The 237-nt window shown below is 28.3% G+C and carries 1 protein-coding gene; it reads right to left on the bottom strand.

Going from position 1 to position 237, the window contains the following annotated elements; genetic code table 11:
* Positions 1–67: 67 nt before the first annotated feature.
* A partial coding sequence (locus KI356_RS27745) for a DUF4181 domain-containing protein (RefSeq protein ID WP_212937068.1) occupies positions 68–237 on the bottom strand: 170 nt, incomplete at its 5' end.

Consider the following 237-nt stretch of genomic DNA (forward strand, 5'->3'; position numbering starts at 1 on the left):
TTCTCTTCTAAATAACTTATATTCCCTTCAAGTTATCTCATTATTTATACCATCAATAATCATTTTATTATGTAGCAGGTGGAACGAAGTAAAATAGCATCGAAGTCATAAAAACAAATGTAAATACTCCAATTAGTGAAAATATATAATCTTTCGATTCTCTATTATACTTCCATTCCATCCATGCTCTTAAGATCAACGTACCACCTAAATAAGTGAAAATGACATAAGCAATAT

This window comes from Bacillus hominis, assembly GCF_018332515.1.
In the GTDB taxonomy this organism is placed as follows: domain Bacteria; phylum Bacillota; class Bacilli; order Bacillales; family Bacillaceae_G; genus Bacillus_A; species Bacillus_A hominis.